The following is a 15,778-nucleotide window of genomic DNA, read 5'->3' as shown; positions in this document are numbered from 1 at the left end:
GCGGATGAATAATTATAAAGGATTTACATTGATTGAACTCATAATAGTAGTTGTTATGATGGCAATCATGGCTGCTATAGCTTTACCAAGTTATCAGCATTATGTGCGTAAAGCTGATGAGTCTGCTGTTAATCAAATGATGCAGCAGATTTCAAATGAGTTGGAAAAATATAAATCACGTCAATTCACCTACGTGGGTTATAGTCTGCCGGCAGAATTAACCTATTGGCCTAAAAATAGTACTTCAGCAACAGCAAAATATATTATTACAGTGCTTGATGGCGATAATATAACTAAAAAATTAACTGATACTGGTATTACAGGCCGTAAGTGGGTGATATCTGCAAATGCAGCAAATACACAACCTAAACTCAATAGTTTGGTGATGAATAGCCTTGGTCAAAAATGTAAAAAACAGGGAAGTACAATAAGTTTAGATTGTAGTGGAGCTGATCCATGGACAGATTAAAGAATGGATTTACACTCATTGAGCTGATGGTTGTTGTGGTAATTATTGGGATTTTAGCTATGGTGGCATATCCTTCATATCAAGATTATGTGAAAAAAACTAAACGTGTAGAAGCACAATCAGAATTAAGTGAGATTGCTTCAAGATTACAGCGTTATAAAGTTGCCAATTTTCATTATAAGAAATCAAGCACAGCTGCAATTACTTTGGCAGATCTAGGTCTTACGAGTGCCACTCCAAACTCGCAAAATGGACTTTATCGTTTTTCATTGGTGTTTAATTCAAAAACAGCCCCTACTACATGGACGCTATATGCAGAACCCATATCTAGTCAAGTTGGGAATGGGGTCAATTGCATTAATGAGCTCAGTCAGCAATTTTGGTCTAAAACAGCGAGTACATCAGCTCTATGTAAAGCTGGTTTATCTTCAACATCAACATGGGACGGTCGCTAAAACCCAAAATTGTAGCCAACCAATTTTTGATCTTTCATTCAGGGCAAACTTCGCGTAAAATATTGCCCTCTATGAAAGGGGTTTGAAGTGTTCCGGTGGTCGGTACATGAATAATCCGTAAAAACTATAAGGTTCTATCATGGTTGTTATTCGTCTTGCACGCGGTGGTGCTAAAAAACGTCCATTCTATCAAATCATTGTGACTGATAGCCGTAATGCACGTGACGGTCGTTTCATCGAACGTATCGGTTTCTTCAACCCTACAGCACAAGGTAAAGCAGAAAAACTTCGTTTAGATGCTGACCGTTTTGCTCACTGGGTTTCTCAAGGTGCTCAACCTTCTGATCGTGTTGCTTCTCTAGCTGCTCAAGCTAAGAAAGCTGCAGTTGCTGCATAATTTTTAAATAAATTAGGTAGTAGCTTGCCCATGACACCAACACAGAATGTTCCCGAAGATCGTATTCAGATTGGACAGTTACGTTCAGCATATGGATTAAATGGGTGGCTCTGGGTCTATTCCAATACAGAACCTATGAGCAATATATTTGACTACCTCCCTTGGTACATTGAAACTAAAGCAGGTTGGCAAATTGTAGATGTAAAACGTTGGAAACCACATGGCAAGGGCCTGGTTGTTTCGCTGAAAGGTGTGAGTGATCGCACTGCAGCAGATGGCTTGGTGGGTGCTAATGTCTGGATCTCTAAGTCGCAACTGCCTCAAGCAGGCGTGGACGAGTATTACTGGTCTGACCTGAAAGGTCTAACTGTGTTAGGTCTGGATGAAGAAGAGCAGGAAGTCAATCTCGGTCAAATCCATGAAATGTTTGAAACAGGTGCCAATGACGTGATGGTAGTTCGCGCTACTGCTGACAGCGTCGATGGCGAAGAGCGAATGATTCCATGGCATAAAGATGTGGTACAGCGAGTTGATCTCGAAGCTGGTCGTATCTACGTAAATTGGGGCGTAGATTATTAATCCTTTAGGGATTAACGCAGCAGGAAAATGAGGAGTCTGCGGTGTTCTTTGCAGTCATTACGCTTTTTCCTGAAATGTTTGAAGCGATTACAGCCTACGGTATTAGCGGGCGCGCAGCAAAACGCGATTTAATGCAAATTCATTGTATTAATCCACGCGAATTTGCTGAAGGGAACTACAAACGGGTGGATGAACGTCCATTTGGTGGTGGTCCCGGTATGGTGATGATGGCTGAGCCATTAGCGAAAGCAATTCATCGTGCCAAAGAGCTTGCAGCGCAAGCGGGTGCAGTTCATGTTCCTGTGGTGTATATGTCACCGCAAGGAAAAACCTTAAATGAACCTGCAGTACAGGATTTCGTTAAATATGACGGACTGATCGTATTGTGTGGACGTTATGAAGGTGTCGATGAGCGTTTGATCCAGAAATATGTCGATCAGGAATGGTCGATTGGAGATTACGTGTTGTCGGGTGGTGAGCTCCCTGCGATGGTTTTATTGGACAGTATTATCCGGAGACTTCCGGGTGCAATGTCGGATGAACAATCACATGTGCAAGACTCATTTGTGGATGGTCTGTTAGACTGCCCACAATATACCAAGCCAGACCATTTTGAAGGTATGGATGTACCAGACATTTTAAAATCGGGACATCATGCCAATATTGAGAAATGGCGGTTTTTGCAGCGCTATCAGCGCACTTTGGAACGCCGACCTGAGTTGGTAGAAAAAGTTGAACTGAGCAAGCAGCAAAAGAAATGGCTAAAAGATTTGCAAAGTGGCAACAGCTAAACCTGTTGTCCAAGTATGTACTTAAGCAATGTTGTTTAAGTATTTAAAATAGGCTCTTTATGCATTGAAGCGGTCAAGCATAAAGGGAAAGTCAATCGGGCCTATGCGCTTTAGCCTCTAGTCCCAGTGGATTTCAGACCTCTTCTGACCCACATTATTGGAGATACCCCATGAGCGGTAAGCATCCTTTAGTTCAAGCTGTTGAAAATGCTCAGCTTAAACAAGACATCCCAGCTTTTGCACCAGGTGACACAGTAGTTGTCCAAGTAAAAGTAAAAGAAGGCGACCGTGAACGTCTACAGGCATTCGAAGGCGTTGTAATCGCTAAGAAAAACCGTGGTCTGAACTCTGCGTTCACAGTACGTAAAATTTCTAGCGGTGTTGGCGTTGAGCGTGTATTCCAAACTCACTCTCCAATCGTTGCTAAGATTGAAGTTAAACGTCGTGGTGACGTTCGTCGTGCTAAACTTTACTACCTACGTGAACTTTCTGGTAAAGCTGCACGTATTCGTGAAAAGTTGCCAGCTCGTAAACAAGGTTAATTTTAGCCTTGCTTTACAGCAAAAAAATGCGCCGCTTGGCGCATTTTTTTATGCCTGCTATTTTGTCTTATAAACCTTGAAGCTTAAGCCGATTGGCATGTTGGTGGTAGACATTGACAGGATCTGGTGCAAAGGTTCCTTTGAAGCCAAACATCAGGTTAATTTCATCCAAATGATTCCATGGAAAATCATCACGGATGGTTTTGCCAAATTTTGCACTACACACTGATACGATGCCATCATTGGCACCTTCTTTATAGGCAGATAATCTATTTAAGGCTTTCATGGCCACATCACTGATATCTAAAGCATTGGTTGCAGGCTGATTGCCGGTGATTGAATATAGTGCTCTTGATATTTCCCTTCACCACATTTCTTTAAAGATAGTCCCATATTAAAACGTTGGTTAAATTCGGCTGTTCCTTCAATAGACGTACTATGACCGGCTGCTAATGCGTTGTGTGGGAATGCTTGCCCATCTAGCCCTTGTGCCCACATCAGTACATTCCCAAAGGCATTAATCAACACATTCACTAGTTCAGCAGCCCCTGTGTTATTCGCCAGTTTCATGACATCAGATGCGACAATTGTACCTTGGTTGGCACCGCCTACCGTCAGTACAGATGCAATTTGCTTAGGCATCACACCAGCAGCATAACGTACAGCATGTGCACCATGGCTATGTCCAATTAAGTTTTTTTGCACCTGTAATGGCCAGAACTTCCTGAAGTTGAGCCACGTATTGCTCGCCACGTAACTCGCTTGAATTAAATGGGGACATACGTGTTGCAAAAGCCGTGGAACCATTACGTGCCAAATCAGGCAGGATTTGATACCAATAATCCATTCCTAAATTTTCTGTTCCTAAGCGGTTAAAGCCGAGGAGTCCATGTGCAAAGACAATCGGGTATTGGGTTTTTGCATAGCTTGATATGATAAATCTTGTTTCTGCTTGTTGGAGGTGAGAGGTGTTGGCTTGAACATTAAAGGTTGATGTCATGGCTAACAGCATCAATGCAATATTAAGTTTCATAAAGTTCCATTTTAATAAAACATGAAAAAGCCCTACTCATAATGACTAGGGCAGATCAATACAAATTGTTTTATAAACCTTGAAGTTTAAGTCGGTTGGCATGTTGGCGGTAGACATTGACAGGATCTGGAGCAAACAGGTTCTTCAAGCCTAGCACCATATTCACTTCATCCATGTGATTCCAGTTATAGTTATCGCGAATGGTTTTACCGAATTTGGCACTACAGCGTGATACCAGCCCATCATTGTCTTTGCCACCATCAATAAGCAAACTGGTGACTTTTAAGGCGGAATCAGGATCGAGAAGATTGGTTACTGTACCTACCCCAGTAAATGAATAATGATGAATACCGCCGTCTTTGGCCTTACCTTCACCACATGCCGTAGTCGGCATACCCAGCGGATATTGCTGATTGAATTTAGCAGATCCAGCCAGGGTTAGGCTGCTACCACCCGCCAGAGAGTCATGTGGGAAACTGTTTGGATCCAGACCTTGTGCCCAGGTAATGGCTTTAGATACCAAGTTGATACCCTCCACTAAAGGACCTTGTATAGGTGTTCCTTCTGCTTGCAGGATCAGATCTGCAACAGGGGAGCCTTTATGTGGTGCACCGACTGAAGTCAGAGAAGCAACCATTTCAGGTACTACACCTGCGACATAACGAATGGTTGGACCACCATGAGAATGACCAATCAAGTTGACTTTTTTTGCACCGGTAATCGCCAAAATTTCTTCAACTTGATGTTGGAGTTGTTCACCGCGGATTTCAGAAGAATTGAATGGTGAAACACGAGTTGCCCAGGCATTGGCACCGTTGCGCGCCAGATCTGGCAGAATCTGGTACCAGTAATCTAAGCCAAACTGATCTGTACCGATCCGAATAAAGCCCGCCATACCATGCACAAATACGATTGGGTATTTGGTTTTCGCATAGCTGGAACTGGCTTTTGCAGTGACCTGACTGGCCTGGGTAGATGCCTGAGTACTGAGGCATGTAGCTGCCAACAGTAGACCTGTCATTAATGCTCCAAATTTCATTATGTTTTCCTCACTTTTGTTATTTTAACAGGATGGTCCTCATCCTGTTCCGCAAAGTCGCCCCTATGCAGTAGGGACTCAGATTTTAAGCTTTTGTTGTTAAACCTATTATTTTTTTATAAAAAATATGTGATTTATAAACCTTGTAGTTTGAGACGGTTGGCATGCTGGCGATAGATCGCGACTGGATCTGGTGCAAACAGGCCCTTCAGGCCAAACATCATATTGGCTAGATCAGTATGATTGAGTTTATACTGGTCATTGATGACCTTGCCCATGAAAGTACTACAACGTGACACCATGCCATCATTGTCTTTACTGCCATAAGATAAGGGACCGAGCTGCATCAAAATCGTATCAATATCCAGTGCATTGGTGGCTTGGGCGACACCGGTCCATGAATAATAATGAATGCCTTTACTGTCTTTCTGTTTTAAATTTTTATTGCAGTTTTCTGTGGATGCCAATACACCATCTTTCACCACCTGCTGCGCCACTGTGGCATTAAAGGTATTTGAGCCGGTCTGGGTCAGGGATTTCATGGATGCATCAAAATCAATTTCCAGTTCAGGTTTAAACTGACCCAGTGCAATCAGGGGGCCAATAATATAATCACCTAGAATATTAAAGGCTGTACGCGTCAGGCTATTGTTTTGAATATCATCGGCGACCTTAGAACCGTGGTAAGTTCCCGCCACACCGGTAATCGAAGCAATATACTGCGGTTGGGTTGCTGCCACATACAGTACTGTTGGGCCACCATGCGAGTGACCAATTAAATTCAGTTTTGATTTGCCGGTAATGGCCAGAACATCTTCAACTTGCTGAATCAGCTGTTCACCACGATGCGCTGTCGTATTGGCCGGAGAGAGCTGCGCTGCAAAAACAGTTGAGCCATTACGTGCCATATCCGGCAGAATCTGATACCAGTAATCCAGGCCAATACTATTGGTGCCAATGCGTGACCAGCCGAGCCAGCCATGCACCATCAAGATCGGATATTTGGTCTTGGCATAGTCGGACCTGGCCTTTTCGATGACTTGTATTGCATTCGCCGTTGCCTGGGCCTGTGCAGAAAAGCCTAATCCCAGAGTTGTTGCTAAAGCTACAGTAATTAACTGTGCTGTCTTGCTGAAAGTACGCATAATCGTCCCTTTGAAATTTTATCTTTATTCAAGCAATCATTGCTTTTGTCGAGTGCTATAAGCCGACAAAGTCGGGCTTTGAAAATACAGTTTTGGCCTTCAATGGCGGAGCAAATTTTTCTTTTTAAGCAGTGGTATTTTTTCATTTCTAATATCTAAAACCATGTCATTTGAGGACAGGAATGATGAAAGGAATTTGATATTTTAAATATATGTTTTATTTACAGATGTATTTAAAATCAAAGTCTTTGAAATAGTTCAAACTTGCATGCTTTATTGGGCATAGAACTGAAATATCTAGAAACAAATAGCAATTTAAATTTTCAGGGCCTGGTGCAGAATTTTCAAAATAAAAGAGATAAAAAAGCCATCAACAGCTGATGGCTTTTGGATTTAATCAGCAAAGGGCAGTTTGCCTCCTTTGTCATGTACCTGTTCAAAGGTTTCTACCCGCAACTGTTCTTGCGGTGTATTAAAATGCTGCGCACGTAGTTCCTGAACTGCCTTTTGCTTGGCACTGTCATTCAGGCCGCTTTTCATGATGCTGTCACGCTCATTTAAATAACTGGTCACACTGGACTTCCAGCTGGCGCGCTTACTATCCATATTTTCCAGACGTTGTGTGGCTTCAGGGCCAACCAGATTTAAACGCATCTGGCGGATTTCTTCAGTCGAGCCACCACGCGCTTTAATATCTGCGGTCAGGTTACGTAGATCTTCTAATTTATTTAACTGCTCCAGATTTTCTTGCCAGTCTTCCGGTAACTGTTGAAAAAGTTCTTTTAGTTTCTGCGCTTTTTCAGCTTCGCTTAGGTTCTTATCTGCCAGTACTGCCATACGGTCCAGCGTATATTCATGATAGGTATCTTCAGTACCAAACAGTCCCTCAATTTCATAATTAGAAAAGAATCGTTTGCGCAGATTCTGGGTGCTGGTATAGATGCTACGGTAATAGGCAGGATCTTCCTGATCCAGACCGGCAGGTGGGGTTATTTCACCAAGACTTTGACGATACTGCATATAGCGATCCCACAGATCCAGAATCTGGGACAGGGCAGGCTCTTTGTAGTTCTGAGAAATATAAGTTTTAAAATCCTGCTGAATCTGTTCAATGGTTTTTTCACCGTACTGGGTAATGAAATATTCAAAACAGTTGCGGGTCTGTTCATTCACGATCAGGCGATTACTGTTATCCAGCTGCATCTGACAGTTAATTTCGGTATCCTGCTGGCTGGAGCTGGCAAAAAAAGTATTGTTCTGGGCACTGACATTCAGGGCATTTGCTTCAGGATTCAGCATTACTGCCTGAGTGCTATCTTGTTCATTCGAAGTCTGCTTTTCATCCTGAGGGGAAAGCCACAGTAACAGCGTGACCAGACACAGGATCACTAACGCAACAATGATCCATATTTTATATTTCTGCATGTCCTATGCACCTTTATTTTGTTTTTCTTCAATTATTATCAACAAGTGAATCGGCTCAATATGCCATAAATACACATTGAATAGCATAGAAAAGTTGTAAAACATTGACCAGGGTTTTACCATTGCGCCAACTTAAAAATTGTCTGATTTTTTGCCATGAAATCTTCATCTCCTAAAATTCAGCGTCGTCATATCAGCGGTGTGTTCCTGTTAAATAAGCCTTTAGGCATCAGCTCAAATGCTGCACTGCAAAAAGTACGCTGGTTGTATCGTGCGCAAAAAGCTGGACATACGGGGGCGCTGGACCCATTGGCATCTGGTTTATTGCCGGTCTGTCTGGGAGAAGCGACCAAGTTTTCGCATTATCTGCTGGATTCAACCAAGCGCTATCAAACGACTATTTTTCTAGGTCATAGCACGACTACCGGTGATGTCGAGGGGGAAATCCTGCTTGAACAAGCTGTTCCTGAACTGAATGAACAGCTAATCAAGGATACGATTGCCCAATTTGTTGGTGAGATCCAGCAAGTGCCACCGATGTATTCAGCATTGAAAAAAGAAGGTCGCCCGCTGTATGAGCTGGCGCGTAAAGGCATTGAAATTGAGCGTGAAGCTCGCCCAATTACTATTTATGCCATCGAGCTTTTATCTTTTACTAACAATAGCATCACGCTGGACGTGACCTGTTCTAAAGGTACGTATATCCGGGTACTGGGTGAAGATATTGCCAAGGCATTAGGTACTTATGGTCATCTGACTTATTTGCACCGTACGCAAACGGGTCATTTTGACATTATTCCAAGTTATACCATTGAATATCTGGAAAGCCTGAACGAAGAAGAACGTGAAGCTTTATTGCTACCGGCCTATGCGCCAGTGCAGCATTTTCCACAGGTTCAAGCCCCAGAAGGCCGTGCTGAATACTTTAGCCGTGGTATGGAAAGTAATATTGACCATCCGGCAGAGCCACAAGTGCTGGTATTTGAGGGTGAGAAATGTCTGGGCCTGGCAGAAATTACTGATCGTAAGCGTCTGGTGCCGAAGCGTGTGTTAAATCTCTAGTAAATATTAAGAGAAAGTTGATATGGACATCGAGATCATCATCAGTCTGATTGGCTTTGCCTTTATGGCAGGGGCAATTGATGCCGCCGTCGGTGGTGGCGGTCTGATCCAGATTCCAGCGATTATGAGCAGCTTACCATATCTGCAGCCAGCGACCGTGTTCGGTACCAATAAGCTGGCTTCCATTTTCGGCACTGCCTCTGCAGCACTTTCCTATTTGCGACAGGTAAAATTGCCGTGGGCTTTGCTCGGCGTGGTTGCCTTATGTAGCTATATCAGTTCTTTTGCTGGCGCGGCCAGTGTCACCTTGATTCCAGTCGATATTCTCAAGCCTTTTGTGCTGGCCATGCTGATCGTGATCGCGGTCTATACTTTCATGAAAAAACAGTTCGGCCGGGTACATGTCGAGCAAAAGCTGAATAAAAAGATGCTGATTCTGGCTGCCCTAGGTAGCTTGGCAATCGGCTTTTATGACGGAATTTTTGGACCGGGCACGGGCAGTTTCTTTATCTTTTTCTTTATCCGTTATCTGAGCGTGGATTTCTTACATGCTTCAGCACTTTCGAAAATTGCCAATTTCACCACGAATCTGGCTGCACTGAGCTTCTTTATTCCAACGGGTCATGTGCTGTTTATGGTCGGTGCCATGATGGCGGCGGCGAATATTGCAGGCTCGATTGTTGGGGTGAAACTGGCCTTTAAATATGGCAGTGGTTTTATCCGGATTCTGTTTTTAATCCTGGTCAGTTTACTGATCTGCCGGATGGCCTATCAGATGTTTCTGAGTTGAAAATAGATGTAAACTATTCTCGATATTAAAGTTTTTTATACAAATTCTACTTATAAAACCTCCTGAACCCATGCCATTTCCTCTTTATGATGCAAAAAGGCATGACAAAAACAGGAGAACAATTATATGACCACCATTTTTGAAGCACTCAGGGAAAGTCATGAAATTCAGCGTGATCTCGCTGAAAAATTATTACAAACTTCCGGGGATACACCAGAACGCCGTGAGCTGTTCAAACAACTGAAAAATGAACTTTTTGCTCATGAAACGGCAGAAGACCGCTATTTCTATATTCCATTGATGATGACTGATTCTGGCCTGAGTATTACTCGTCATGCCCTCGCAGAACACCATGAAATGGATGAGATGGTGGAAGAGCTAACGGCCATGGAGCTGAGCAATCCTGGCTGGATCGCGCTGGCAAAAAAACTTTCTGAGAAGGTGCATCACCACTTAAAAGAAGAAGAACATGGCTTCTTCCAGCAGGCTGGTAAAATTCTGGGTGCAGAGCAGAAAACCGCTTTAGCTGTGCAGTATAAGAATGAATATCAGCGTTATAAAGACATGAAAAAAGATATGCTGGTCGAGAGCTAAATTTTAAATTCAAAACCAGAAATGCAAAAAGATGGCTGAATTGCCATCTTTTTTATGAGTTCTTTAAGCTGTTTTAGCCTTTCTGGCCTGACGTGCAGCACGCAATGTGACCCCGACAGAAGCTAACATAATACAGGCCAAAGCAATCCATTGTAATAAGCCGATACGTTCACCAAGCAGGACAAAACCGGTTAAAGCTGCCAGTGCAGGAGAAAGGCTGGACAGGGTGCCATAGCTCATCTTGTTCAGCTGTTTCAGGGCTTTCAGATCCAGCGCATAGGGAATCGCCGTCGCCAGAATGGCAATAGTCATGGCCTTGCCCCAATGTTGGGTATCCAGTATCGCCGCAGCATTGTTATATAACCCGAATGGCAGCAAACATAACGCAGAAATACTAATGGCAATGGTCAGGGCATGCATGCCCATATTCTGCTGCACCACACGCTGACCAAAGAAAATGTAAAAAGCCCAGCATAGACCAGCCCCTAAGGCACAGGCAGCACCCAGCAGGTCAAACTGATGATTGGCTGCTTGTCCCCATGGCACCATCAATGCGATCCCTAAAATTGCCAGAATTACCCAGATATAATCACTGCGATTTTTAATCGATAATAGCGCCAGCCCTAACGGTCCTACAAACTCCAAGCCGACAGCAATCCCTTGCGGCAGTCTACCCAGTGACATATAGAACAGGATATTCATCAGGCCTAGTGCTGCGCTGTAGCAGAGTAAATCTTTCCATTTTAGATAGGGCAGTCGGGAAATGATTTTCCAGGAACGGAACATCACACAGACAATGATTGCCGCAAAGCATAGTCTTAAAATGGTGACTGTTAGCGGATCAAGAACCGCAAATAATTGCTTAGCAAAAGAGGCACTGATTTGATATGAAGTCATGGAGAGAATCATGAACAGCACAGCGAGAAGTTGAGCATTTGGCATATCAAAGTAGATGTGGCGAGGGTGAGTGTAAATTGTAACTGAAATCAGCTAAAAAATTGAGCAAGTGGTTTGTTATAAAATAAAAATTTACTTATTACTTGAATAAGATAACAAACCCGCTTGTGGTTTAAATTTGACGTATAATCGCGCCGTGATTTTACATCACCTGAGTGCAGAGTAAAAAATCATAATAATTTGGATAACATGATGATCTTAAATAATTATCTCAAATGGCTTTTGTTGGCATTTTTGAGTGTCTTTTTAATTGCCTGTAAACCCACAGCTCAATTCAATTATCAGCCAAGTACTCCTAAAGTTGGGCAGGTGATTCAATTTGATGCGAGCAGTTCAAGTGTTTATAAAGCATCTGAAGGGAATGCAATCGCATCTTATGTTTGGGATTTCGGCAATGGAGAAAAAGCCACGGGTAAAGTGGTCAATTATACCTATAAGCAAGCTGGAGAATATAAAGTCAGTTTGACCGTGACAGATTTAGCGGATCAGGTCCATAGCACCACGCAAAAAATCAAAGTCATAGCGGCAGAAGATACGGTGAAAAAGACCGTAGAAGCGCTGGTGTTAAGCTCGAATGGTGTGCCATTAAAAGATGCAAAAGTCACTTTGCATGGTCAGCATGTCCAAACCAATGCTGAAGGCTATGTACGTTTTGATGTCATATTGCCAAAAAATACCCAGCGTGTCGTTGCACAGTTCGAGAAGAAAGGCTTTATCAATCAAGCCATCGTTTATGACGTGGAAAATTTAAATGCTATTTCTGCGCAATTATTGGTGGTGAAACAAACATTGCAAGTCAATGATATTGCACAAGCACAAATTATTCAGGCTGCGGACTTGAATGCCCAAATTCGCTTACCTGCTGAAGCATTTGTTAATGCTGATGGTAGTGTTGCTCGAGGTTTAGTCTATGTTGAATTTACACCTTGGGATATTGATTCAGAAGACTTAAATGCAATGCCTGCCAATGGTGTTGCGCGTAATGCACAAGGTCAAACCGTTGATTTGATTAGTTTAGGGATGATCAGTGCACGTTTTACCGATGTAAATGGACAAGCATTACAACTTGCGCCAGGCAAACAGGCTGTAATTCGTATGGACTTGCCTGCGTTTAGTATCAATGAGCAAGAAATTTATGCGGGCATGCAGATTCCAATGTGGCACTTTAATGAAAGCGAAGGCTTATGGGTTGAAGAAGGTGTAGGTCAGGTGATTCATTCACAAGAGTCATGGAGCGGATTTGCCGTAGAAGCAACGGTATCGCACTTTTCTACTTGGAATTGGGATTTAGAGTTTAATAATCCAAATCGTATTTTTGTGCAGTGTCAGGATGCAGGTGTTCCTGTGGCATGTCATGTCACAGCAGAAATCTTGCTGAGTGATTTTTCTCAAGTGACTAAATCACAGTATATTCCTGTAAATGGTCTGGAAATTATTAATTTACCTGAAAATGGTGAAATCTTCTGGTCTGCTAAAAACACCAACGGTACCAAGTTGGCACAAGCGTCTTCAGCAACGACTGGACAAGTGATTCTGCAATTACAAACACCGAAAACCAAAAACTTTGTGCGTTGTGAGAAAGATCAACAACCAGTGGCATGTACTGCAACAGTAAATGGCTATAACTTTGACTTACCTGTTGAGGGTGGCTATGTATCGACGTTATTGGATGAGCAGCAGTTAAATTGGACAGCCGTTACTGAAAAATATGAATCAGAAACGTCAGTCTATCGTTTAACAGGTGAAGCACAATCGAATACCTCTGATGCAGTGGTGATTCAATTGGATCAACATCAAAAACTCTTCGATAAAACAGCGTATACGCTACGTTGTGAAAATGATGATGCTGTTGGATCATGTCTGGTTGCTGTATGGGGGGATTATTACAATCCAGCTAATGGACAGTGGGATGGCTTCCGTAAAGAGCTGAGCTTGAATGTCAATCAAATGACTCTGGTATATTTACCAATTCCAGCACAAGAGACACTACAATCTTTCTGGATCAATGGTCGTAGTACGATCAGTAAAAATGGTTTAGAAAAACATGTGGACTTGTATCATTATCAAGACCAACCGGGTTATACACTCATTTTTGATTTTAAAGACGCAGAATGGTGTGACCCTTCAAAAGGTTGGGAGGATGTGGAGTGGATTGACGATCAGTTGGTGAGCACAGGCTATCCACCATGTTGGTCTTCATTGCCTCAATAAGTTTTAAGATAAAAAACCATGCTAAGGCATGGTTTTTTAGATTTAAGATTTGTTTTTTTGTGCCGTAATGGTACAGCCAATCGAGGCGCTCATAATCGTGGCAAGCGCAAGCCATTGTGTCCAAACTAAGCTTTCCCCTAAAAAGACAAAGCCTGACAGTGCAGCCACAGCAGGCTCTAGGCTCATGAGTGTGCCAAAACTCAAAGCGGTTAAATTTCTAAGTGCAATCATTTCCAGGGTAAAGGGCAGTGCACTGGCTAATACTGCCAGAGCTAAAAAGTACATCAGACTCATTGGCTCAAAAGTATGGGCTGGCATACCCGCAAAAAGAGCAATCGGCATTAAAAGACACATACCGACAAACATGCCTAAACATACGGTGTGATTACCTGACACGCCTGAAGGTTTTTGACCCGCCACAATATATAAGGCCCAACATGCGCCTGCACCTAAAGCAAAAGCAATCCCAAGTGGGTCAAGGGGTTCCGCAGCTTGATCGAATGGAAACAGTAGCACCAGTCCCAGAATTGCCAGTCCCACCCATATAAAATCAAATTTTTGTCGCGCGTAGAATAACGCCACACTTAGGGGACCAATAAACTCAAAAGAGACTGCAATACCAAGGGGCAAGCGATTAATTGCCAAGTAAAACAGCATATTCATACCCGCTAAAGCAATACCGTAGCTGATAATGGCAGACCATTTCACCTGTTTAAAATGAATCTGCCAAACTTTAAAAATCAGTGCCAAAATCAGTGAGCCTAACAGTAGGCGCATTGCAGATACGGTCAGAATTGGAAACTCAGCAAATAAATATTTGGCAAAGGAGCCGCTACTTTGCATGCTGATCATTGCAATCAGCAAAATAAGTGGTGCTTGCACCATCGGTGCAATTTTAAAATTTGGCATAGACTGAATAAGGTTTCGAGGCTATCGAAAAAGGGCAGCATACAGGAGCGGACTGTATGCTTAAACAATAAAAAAACCGCAGACCGAAGCCTGCGGTTTTTTAAAAGTTAAATTAGAATAATACGCGAACGCGGATTGTGCCTTCAACTTCATGTAGGGTATCTAGTGCTTCTGCAGATGCAGTTGCATCAACGTCCATGACTAAGTAGCCCACATCACCTTTAGTCATTAAAGACTGACCAGAAATGTTGATGCCGTGCTCAGCAAACAAGTTGTTGATTTTAGACAATACGCCTGGAATGTTTTTATGAATGTGAAGTAAACGGTGTTTACCTTCAGTCAATGGAAGTGCGATTTCTGGGAAGTTCACCGCAGACAAAGTCATACCTTTATCTGAGTAAGCAACAAATTTCTCGCCTACTTCTAAACCGATGTTTGCTTGCGCTTCGATGGTAGAACCACCTACGTGCGGTGTCAAAATCACGTTTGGAATGTTACGTAGTGGAGAAACGAATTCTTCACCGTTTGCTTTAGGCTCTTTCGGGAATACGTCCACTGCAGCGCCTGCAATGTGACCCGATTTAAGCGCATCAGCCAAGTCTTCGATCACAACACATGTACCACGTGCAGCGTTGATGAAGATTGAACCTTCTTTCATTTGAGCAAACTGTTCTTTGGTCATGAAGTTACGTGTAGACGGAACATCAGGAACATGTAAAGATACCACGTCAGCATTTGCAAGAAGTTCGCCTAAAGAACCCACTTGACGTGCATTACCTAAAGGTAATTTAGTCACTGTATCGAAGTAGATCACTTTCATACCCATGCTTTCAGCAAGCACAGAAAGTTGTGAACCGATTGAACCGTAACCTACGATACCTAAAGTTTTACCACGAGTTTCATACGAACCTACAGCTGATTTGTTCCAACCGCCTGCATGTGTATCTGTAGATTTTTCAGGTACACGACGAAGAAGAAGAATTGCTTCAGCAAGTACGAGTTCAGCAACTGAACGCGTATTTGAGTAAGGTGCGTTGAAAACTGGAATACCACGACGCATCGCAGCGTCCAAGTTCACTTGGTTGGTACCAATACAGAAACAGCCCACTGCGATGAGTTTGTTCGCAGCTTCGAAGATTTCTTCAGTCAATTGAGTACGTGAACGAATACCAATGAAGTGAGCATCTTTGATCGCTTCTTTCAGTGCTTCACCTTCAAGCGCTGTTTTACGATAGTCGATGTTGGTATAACCCGCAGCATTCAGCGTGTCGATGGCATTTTGGTGAACGCCTTCTAACAACAAGAAACGAATTTTATCTTTAGGTAGAGAAAGATGTTGGCTCATTACGGCTCCGCTACAAAGGCCAAATTTAGTCGCGG

The 15,778-nt window shown here is 42.9% G+C and carries 16 protein-coding genes and 1 pseudogene; 10 read left to right on the top strand and 7 right to left on the bottom strand.

Features of this window, described 5'->3' with window-relative positions:
- Positions 1 to 4: 4 nt before the first annotated feature.
- The 6 genes from IHE35_RS13080 to rplS all read left to right on the top strand — a co-directional run bounded on the left by IHE35_RS13080 (position 5) and on the right by rplS (position 3,233).
- Positions 5 to 469 (top strand): type IV pilin protein, encoded by a 465-nt coding sequence (locus tag IHE35_RS13080; RefSeq protein ID WP_275975170.1) that lies wholly within the window; start codon positions 5 to 7, stop codon positions 467 to 469.
- Positions 457 to 924 carry a type IV pilin protein gene (locus tag IHE35_RS13070; protein WP_275975169.1) on the top strand — a complete coding sequence of 156 codons (468 nt, stop codon included), beginning with the start codon at positions 457 to 459 and terminating at the stop codon, positions 922 to 924. Before IHE35_RS13080 ends, IHE35_RS13070 begins: the two co-directional genes overlap by 13 nt.
- A 139-nt stretch (positions 925 to 1,063) precedes the next feature.
- Positions 1,064 to 1,321, top strand: coding sequence for a 30S ribosomal protein S16 (gene rpsP / locus IHE35_RS13065; protein WP_004281198.1), 258 nt, complete (start codon positions 1,064 to 1,066; stop codon positions 1,319 to 1,321).
- Positions 1,322 to 1,351: 30 nt separating this feature from the next.
- Positions 1,352 to 1,900 (top strand): ribosome maturation factor RimM, encoded by a 549-nt coding sequence (gene rimM, locus IHE35_RS13060; RefSeq protein ID WP_242787992.1) that lies wholly within the window; start codon positions 1,352 to 1,354, stop codon positions 1,898 to 1,900.
- 41 nt (positions 1,901 to 1,941) lie between these two features.
- On the top strand, positions 1,942 to 2,691 hold the full coding sequence (gene trmD / locus IHE35_RS13055; RefSeq protein WP_242787991.1) for a tRNA (guanosine(37)-N1)-methyltransferase TrmD: 750 nt from the start codon (positions 1,942 to 1,944) through the stop codon (positions 2,689 to 2,691).
- Positions 2,692 to 2,861: 170 nt separating this feature from the next.
- Positions 2,862 to 3,233, top strand: coding sequence for a 50S ribosomal protein L19 (rplS, locus tag IHE35_RS13050; RefSeq protein WP_004787066.1), 372 nt, complete (start codon positions 2,862 to 2,864; stop codon positions 3,231 to 3,233).
- A gap of 67 nt (positions 3,234 to 3,300) precedes the next feature.
- On the opposite strand, the pseudogene IHE35_RS13045 reads toward rplS, so the two are convergent.
- The 4 genes and pseudogenes from IHE35_RS13045 to IHE35_RS13030 all read right to left on the bottom strand — a co-directional run bounded on the left by IHE35_RS13045 (position 3,301) and on the right by IHE35_RS13030 (position 7,875).
- Positions 3,301 to 4,266 (bottom strand): annotated as a pseudogene (locus tag IHE35_RS13045) (triacylglycerol lipase).
- A 70-nt stretch (positions 4,267 to 4,336) separates the two neighbouring features.
- Positions 4,337 to 5,305 carry a triacylglycerol lipase gene (locus tag IHE35_RS13040; protein ID WP_242787990.1) on the bottom strand — a complete coding sequence of 323 codons (969 nt, stop codon included), beginning with the start codon at positions 5,303 to 5,305 and terminating at the stop codon, positions 4,337 to 4,339.
- Positions 5,306 to 5,439: 134 nt separating this feature from the next.
- Positions 5,440 to 6,450 (bottom strand): triacylglycerol lipase, encoded by a 1,011-nt coding sequence (locus tag IHE35_RS13035; RefSeq protein ID WP_242787989.1) that lies wholly within the window; start codon positions 6,448 to 6,450, stop codon positions 5,440 to 5,442.
- Between the two features lie 393 nt (positions 6,451 to 6,843).
- A complete protein-coding gene (locus IHE35_RS13030; RefSeq protein WP_242787988.1) occupies positions 6,844 to 7,875 on the bottom strand; it encodes a lipase secretion chaperone in 1,032 nt (343 codons plus the stop codon).
- A gap of 156 nt (positions 7,876 to 8,031) precedes the next feature.
- Here IHE35_RS13030 and truB point away from each other — a divergent pair, with 156 nt between their 5' ends.
- The 3 genes from truB (at position 8,032) to IHE35_RS13015 (ending at position 10,321) form a co-directional block, all read left to right on the top strand.
- The gene (truB, locus tag IHE35_RS13025) at positions 8,032 to 8,937 is read left to right on the top strand and encodes a tRNA pseudouridine(55) synthase TruB (RefSeq protein WP_242787987.1); all 906 of its coding nucleotides are present in this window, start codon (positions 8,032 to 8,034) and stop codon (positions 8,935 to 8,937) included.
- Between the two features lie 22 nt (positions 8,938 to 8,959).
- A complete protein-coding gene (locus IHE35_RS13020) occupies positions 8,960 to 9,727 on the top strand; it encodes a TSUP family transporter (RefSeq protein ID WP_242787986.1) in 768 nt (255 codons plus the stop codon).
- 126 nt (positions 9,728 to 9,853) lie between these two features.
- The gene (locus tag IHE35_RS13015; RefSeq protein WP_242787984.1) at positions 9,854 to 10,321 is read left to right on the top strand and encodes a hemerythrin domain-containing protein; all 468 of its coding nucleotides are present in this window, start codon (positions 9,854 to 9,856) and stop codon (positions 10,319 to 10,321) included.
- A 63-nt stretch (positions 10,322 to 10,384) separates the two neighbouring features.
- On the opposite strand, the gene IHE35_RS13010 is transcribed toward IHE35_RS13015, so the two are convergent.
- Positions 10,385 to 11,263, bottom strand: a complete 879-nt coding sequence (locus tag IHE35_RS13010; RefSeq protein WP_242787983.1) for an EamA family transporter — start codon at positions 11,261 to 11,263, stop codon at positions 10,385 to 10,387.
- Positions 11,264 to 11,467: 204 nt separating this feature from the next.
- Here IHE35_RS13010 and IHE35_RS13005 point away from each other — a divergent pair, with 204 nt between their 5' ends.
- Positions 11,468 to 13,489: a PKD domain-containing protein gene (locus IHE35_RS13005; RefSeq protein WP_242787981.1), complete on the top strand. Its 2,022-nt coding sequence runs from the start codon at positions 11,468 to 11,470 to the stop codon at positions 13,487 to 13,489.
- 42 nt (positions 13,490 to 13,531) lie between these two features.
- Here the strand turns inward: IHE35_RS13005 and IHE35_RS13000 are convergent, their stop codons facing one another.
- Both IHE35_RS13000 and serA read right to left on the bottom strand, forming a co-directional pair.
- Positions 13,532 to 14,398 carry an EamA family transporter gene (locus IHE35_RS13000; protein ID WP_242787979.1) on the bottom strand — a complete coding sequence of 289 codons (867 nt, stop codon included), beginning with the start codon at positions 14,396 to 14,398 and terminating at the stop codon, positions 13,532 to 13,534.
- 112 nt (positions 14,399 to 14,510) lie between these two features.
- On the bottom strand, positions 14,511 to 15,743 hold the full coding sequence (gene serA / locus IHE35_RS12995; protein WP_242787978.1) for a phosphoglycerate dehydrogenase: 1,233 nt from the start codon (positions 15,741 to 15,743) through the stop codon (positions 14,511 to 14,513).
- Positions 15,744 to 15,778 lie beyond the last annotated feature (35 nt).

Source organism: Acinetobacter sp. ASP199, from assembly GCF_022700675.1.
GTDB lineage: Bacteria > Pseudomonadota > Gammaproteobacteria > Pseudomonadales > Moraxellaceae > Acinetobacter.
The sequence above is the reverse complement of the archived record's forward strand: the minus strand, read 5'-3'. Positions and strand labels throughout refer to the sequence as shown.